The organism is Rhodoferax sp. (assembly GCF_014859475.1).
Taxonomy (GTDB): Bacteria; Pseudomonadota; Gammaproteobacteria; order Burkholderiales; family Burkholderiaceae_C; genus Rhodoferax.
In genome coordinates, this window is the sequence record NZ_JACUUE010000173.1 from 1 (window position 1) to 5,242 (window position 5,242).

The window sequence follows — 5,242 nt, forward strand, 5'->3', positions numbered from 1 at the left end:
TTAGAGCGACACCCCAAATGATGAAAGCGTACCGTCATCGCGAGCGCAGCGTGGCGATCCATGTCTTCGGAAGTCATGGATTGCGTCACTTCGTTCGCAATGACGCTGTTCTTTCACGTTAAAAGGTCATGATTGTTGCTGCAACAAGTGCTGACACCTTGGCGACATTTTCAGGGTTAACCCTGTTTGTTCACACCGGGACTTCAGGGTACCTTACAAGAGTCCGCTAATCTACTTCGACGGATCAATGTTCATCAGAACCCAAGTAAAGGAAACAACATGACTGTGCATGACACCACTGCCTCCCCCGCGGCCGCCCCGGCAGGCGCAACGCGGCGTAAATTTTTTGTCGCCGCTGCAGCGGCTGCTGCCCCTGTGGTGGCGGTGCGGGCGCAAGCGCCGGCCGTGGCCGTCAAACCCTCCACCATCGTCCTGAAAATGCAGGGCGCTTGGGGTGCCAAGGACATTTTTAACGAAATGGCCGAAGACTACGTCAAGCGCGTCAACGAGATGTCGGGCGGGCGCCTGCGCATCGAATACCTCACCGCTGGTGCCGTGGTCAAGGCTTTCGAGGTTACCGACGCCGTGAGCAAGGGCGTGCTCGACGCCGGCCACCAGGTGGCGGTGTATTGGTATGGCAAGTCCAAGGTGGCTTCGCTGTTTGGTTCGGGCCCCATCACCGGCGCCAACGCCGAGCAGGCGCTGGGCTGGATTCAGCGCGGCGGCGGCATGGCTTTTTATGACGAGCTGCAAAAGAAACTGGGCAACAACGTGAAGGGCTTTTTTGCTTTCCCGATGCCAACCCAGCCACTGGGCTGGTTCAAAAACACACCGCCCAAAACCGCTGCCGAGCTCAAAGGCTTCAAGTACCGCACAGTGGGTTTGGCTGCCGACCTGATGCAGGAACTGGGCATGAAAGTCACGCAGTTGCCCGGCGGCGAGATTGTGCCGGCCATGGAACGCGGCGTGATTGACGCGTTCGAGTTCAACAACCCCACCTCCGACCGCCGTTTTGGTTCGCAGGACGTGGCCAAGTACTATGCCATGGGCTCCTACCATCAGGCCATGGAGTTTTTTGAAATCATCTTCAACAAGACCAAGTACGACGCGCTGCCACCAGACCTCAAAGCCATTCTGGAATACGCCGCCGAGGCCACCTCGTCGGCCAACACCTGGAGCGCGCAAGACAACTACTCGCGCGACCTGCAGCAACTGATCGTCAAGGACAAGGTCAAGGTGTCGCGCACCCCCAAGGCCATTTTTCAGGCGCAAATCAAGGCGTGGGACGTGGTAGTGGCCAGGCTCGAAGCCGAAGACCCCTTCTTCAAGAAAGTCTGGCAGTCGCAAAAAGACTGGGCACGTCGCGTGGCCTACTACGGCTTCTACAATGAAGCCGATTTCAAGTCGGCTTTTGAGCACGTGTTCAAGACCAAGTTGCCGGTCTAAGTCTCGATTTGGTAAACAAATCGCCGCCCTTGTGGCGGCGATTTTTTTGTGAGCTCGTATGGAAAAATTTATTCGCAGCATTGACAGGCTCTCAGAAGCCCTGGGTCACGGGTTTGCCTGGACCGTGCTGGTCTTGACTGGCGGCACCTGTTATGAGGTGTTTCGGCGTTATGTGCTCAACGACCCCACTGACTGGGCCTTTGACATGAGCTACATCCTGTATGGCACGCTGTTTTTGATGGCCGGCCCCTACACCTTGTCCAAAGGCGCGCATGTGCGCGGCGATTTCATTTACCGCAAGTGGAGCCCTGCCACCCAGGCCAAGGTGGACCTGGCGCTGTACTTCATTTTTTACATGCCCGGTGTGCTGGCGCTGGTGTTTTCGGGTTTCTTCTATGCCCTCAAGTCGGGCCACATCCAGGAGGCCAGCGTCAACAGCCCGGTGGGCGTGCCGATCTGGCAATTGAAGTCCGTCATCTTTGTGGTCGGCGTGGCTTTGTTCTTGCAGGGCCTGGCTGAAATGTGCCGTTGCGTGATTGCCATCCGCGACAACGCCTGGATGAGCCGTGAAGAGGACGTGGTCGAGCTCGAAGTAGCGCTGCAAAAACAATTTGGTCACAAAGAAGGCGGTGCTGCATGAGCGATCCGGCGATTGCCCTGCTGATGCTGGGCCTGTTTATTGTTTGCATTTTTCTGGGGTTCCCGATTGCCTTCACGCTGATGGGCATGGGTATTCTGTTTGGCTTTTACGCCTACTACCAGCCCGAGCAAAGTTTTCTGGACAACAACATCTTTTACCTGTTCACCCAGAACACCTTCAGCATCATGAACAACGATGTGCTGATCTCGATCCCGCTGTTTTTGTTCATGGGCTACATCATCGAGCGTGCGAATATTCTGGACAAACTGTTCCTGAGTCTGCAGGTGGCCCTGCGCCACGTGCCGGGCTCGATGGCGGTGGCTGCGCTGATCACCTGCGCCATGTTTGCCACCGCCACCGGCATTGTCGGTGCGGTGGTGACGCTGATGGGCTTGCTGGCGCTGCCGTCGATGCTGAAAGCCGGGTACGACGAGAAACTCGCCACCGGTGTGATCACAGCAGGTGGCACGCTGGGCATCCTGATTCCGCCGTCGATCATGCTGATCGTGTATGCCGCCACCGCCGGGATTTCGGTGGTCAAGCTCTATGCGGCGGCCATGATCCCGGGCATGGTGCTGGCGGGCATGTACCTGGTGTATGTGCTGGGGCGCGTCATCATCAACCCGTCGCTGGCGCCCAAACCCAAAGACTTGGACCAAATCGGTTTTTGGCAAGGCACCTACATGTTGACCACCGCGTTTTTGCCGTTGGCGCTGCTGATTCTGACGGTGCTGGGCTCTATTTTGTTTGGTTTGGCCACGCCCAGCGAAGCGGCTGCCATGGGGGCCGCCGGCGGCCTTGTGCTGGCCGTGGTGTACCGCGCGTTTTCCTGGGTGCGGCTGCGCGAAGCCGTGTTTTTGACGGCCAAAACAACGGCCATGGTGTGCTACCTGTTTGTCGGCTCCTGGACCTTTTCCAGCGTGTTTTCCTACCTGGGGGGCGAAAGCGTCATCAAGGAGTTCATGCTGTCGATGGACCTCAACACCTGGCAGTTTTTGATCTTGACGCAGCTCATCATCTTTGTTCTGGGCTGGCCGCTGGAGTGGAGCGAGATCATCATCATTTTCGTGCCCATCTTCCTGCCGCTGCTGGAGCACTTCAACGTGGACCCCATCCTGTTCGGCATTTTGATCGCGGTGAACCTGCAGACCTCGTTCTTGACGCCACCAATGGCCATGTCGGCCTATTACCTGAAGGGGGTGGCACCGCCGCATGTGCAGCTCTGGACCATTTTCAAGGGCTGTTTCCCGTTCCTCGGCATGGTGCTGATGACGCTGGCGCTGCTGTATATTCAGCCGCGCCTGGTGAACTGGCTGCCCGACCTGATGTACAACAGTCCGTCACAGTCTGAAGCGCCCGTTGACGATGGCCCGTTGGACCGCGAGTCCATGGACCCGGCGTTTTTGATGGGCGGCGGTGCCGACGAAACCAGGTCAGACGATGGCGCACCGGCAGCCAGCCCGGCAGATGTTCCCACTGATGCGGCAAAGCCGGAAGCCGATGCGGTCATTGACCCGTCGTTTTTTTCCGGCGGCAGCGGCAGCCCCGAGAAGAAAGCAGAGTAAAGCCATGACCGATACACAAAAACAGGCCCACGAGCAAGGTGTCACCGAGCTGGTTGGGCACTTCAGGCAGGGCAGTTTGCCATTGCTCGACTATGTGGCCGCCATGCTCGAATTCAGCCGCACGCAGGAGCCCACAGTCAAGGCGTTCGCCCACCACGATGCCAATATTGTGGCCCTGCAAACCGAGCGGCTCGACGGCCTGCGTCAGTCGGGCGCGCCCTTGCCAGCGCTGTTTGGTGTGCCGATTGCCCTCAAGGACAACATCGACACCTGCGACTACCCCACCGAATGGGGCTACGCCCCGGCCAGTGGCCGCACGCCCAGTGTCGACGCCTTTCTGGTGCACAAGCTGCGTCAGGCCGGTGCCCTGGTCTGGGCCAAGTCGCGCTGCACCGAACTGGCCTACATGCAGCCCACGGTCACTGAAAACCCCCGCGCCCCGGGCCACACGCCGGGCGGCTCGTCGAGCGGCTCAGCGGCAGCGGTGGCTGCAGGTTTGGTGCCTGCCGCCATTGGCACGCAGACCAACGGCTCGGTGATTCGGCCGGCGTCGTTTTGCGGCGTCGTGGGTTTCAAGCCGTCGCGTGGCCTGATTTTCAACGGCGGCATCCTCAAGGGCGCGCCGTCGCTTGACCAGGTGGGCGTGTTTGCGCGCTCGGTGCCAGATGCCGCCGCGGTGGCCGAGGTGCTGGTCGGCGGTCACCAGTTGGCCAGCGGGCAGCTGGTGTTCCCGATGCAGTTGGCGTCCATCTGCAATGAGGAGCCGCCACTGCCGCCCAAGTTCATGTTCGTCAAAACGCCCATGTGGGATCGGGTGGACCCGGGCGCGCGCGAGGCCTTCGAGGCGCTGGCCGACGAGCTCAAAGACTGCATGGTCGAGGTCGAGCTGCCCCAGTCGGTCGCCAATGCGTTGGCGTGGCACAAGACCATCATGGAAGCCGAAATGCACGCCAGCCTGCAACGCCTGGTGGCAGACAACGCCCAACAGGCCAGCGCGCCCATACTCGACATGCTGGCGCGCGGCGCACAACTGCTGGCCGCCGACTACCTGGCCGCGCTCGAGCGCATGCAGGTGGCCGCCGCCGGTTTTGAGGAATTTTTTGATCACTTCGACGCCATCCTGACCCCGGCCACGCTCGGTGCCGCACCGGTCGGGCTGGCCAGTACCGGTGACCCGGTGATGAGCACGCTGTGGACCTTTGCCGGTTTGCCCTGCTTGTCATTGCCGCTGCTGCAAACCGAAGCTGGCTTGCCGCTGGGTGTGCAACTGGTGGGCGGCTTGCGCAACGACGCCCGCCTGCTGCGCACTGCGCGCTGGCTGGTCAAGCGGCTCGGATAAGTTGATTCAGCCTGAAAAAGGAAAAGCAAACCATGAACAAACGCATCTTCAACATCCTCGCCATCGTGCTGCTGGCGCTGTTTTTTCTGCCGGTGATCTGGAAGCTCAAGCAATGGGACCTGGCCATCCTGCTGCTGGGCGGCCTGGCCCTGCCCATTTATGATTTCATGAATCCGCTTGATGACAAGTGAGCAGCATTTGGCAAATGACCCGGGGCACGCAGGTGCCCTTTTTGTTTTTTGAAAACCCGTT

Annotated in this window: 5 protein-coding genes; all 5 read left to right on the forward strand. The window is 59.6% G+C overall.

Annotated features, from left to right (window positions below; all coding sequences use genetic code 11):
• Positions 1–279 precede the first annotated feature (279 nt).
• From IBX54_RS12155 to IBX54_RS12175, 5 genes are read left to right on the forward strand one after another with little or no spacing between them, the layout of a single operon-like run.
• Entirely contained in the window at positions 280–1,446 is a 1,167-nt protein-coding gene (locus tag IBX54_RS12155; protein WP_296542917.1) for a TRAP transporter substrate-binding protein, read from the forward strand.
• Positions 1,447–1,504: 58 nt separating this feature from the next.
• Complete coding sequence (locus IBX54_RS12160; protein WP_296542918.1) at positions 1,505–2,086, forward strand: TRAP transporter small permease subunit; 582 nt, start codon at positions 1,505–1,507, stop codon at positions 2,084–2,086.
• Positions 2,083–3,651 carry a TRAP transporter large permease subunit gene (locus IBX54_RS12165; RefSeq protein WP_296542919.1) on the forward strand — a complete coding sequence of 523 codons (1,569 nt, stop codon included), beginning with the start codon at positions 2,083–2,085 and terminating at the stop codon, positions 3,649–3,651. Before IBX54_RS12160 ends, IBX54_RS12165 begins: the two co-directional genes overlap by 4 nt.
• A 4-nt stretch (positions 3,652–3,655) precedes the next feature.
• Positions 3,656–4,990 (forward strand): amidase, encoded by a 1,335-nt coding sequence (locus tag IBX54_RS12170; RefSeq protein ID WP_296542920.1) that lies wholly within the window; start codon positions 3,656–3,658, stop codon positions 4,988–4,990.
• 32 nt (positions 4,991–5,022) lie between these two features.
• Positions 5,023–5,181, forward strand: coding sequence for a hypothetical protein (locus tag IBX54_RS12175; RefSeq protein WP_296542921.1), 159 nt, complete (start codon positions 5,023–5,025; stop codon positions 5,179–5,181).
• Positions 5,182–5,242: the final 61 nt, after the last annotated feature.